This is a genomic window from Wenyingzhuangia sp. 2_MG-2023 (genome assembly GCF_030548295.1).
Taxonomy (GTDB): domain Bacteria; phylum Bacteroidota; class Bacteroidia; order Flavobacteriales; family Flavobacteriaceae; genus Wenyingzhuangia.
The window spans coordinates 1-266 of the sequence record NZ_JAUOSB010000114.1; the positions used below are offsets into that span (position 1 = coordinate 1).

1 protein-coding gene is annotated in these 266 nt (G+C 67.3%); it reads right to left on the reverse strand.

Going from position 1 to position 266, the window contains the following annotated elements:
* A partial coding sequence (locus tag Q4548_RS16860; RefSeq protein WP_303457216.1) for a hypothetical protein occupies window positions 1–266 on the reverse strand: 266 nt, incomplete at both ends.

Below are 266 nucleotides of genomic sequence, written 5' to 3' on the forward strand. Positions count from 1 at the left end.
CCTTCCACCCGAGCACGCGCTCAGGAGACAGCCGGATCAGGTACGGCTGAGCACGCGCGGCCTTTTGGTCTGCCTGCGTGCGGATCTCGCGCCCGTCTGGCAGCACCCGTGGCGGGGCATCCACAAGCACATGGCTCAGACCCTTGGCCAGCGCCTCAGCGAACCAGCCGCGGGCCCAAGCGTGACCGTTGATGCCCTGGCGGTCGACATCCGGCCAAACGTCGTCACGAATCCACGCAGGCACATCGTCACCCAGCTGCACTTGG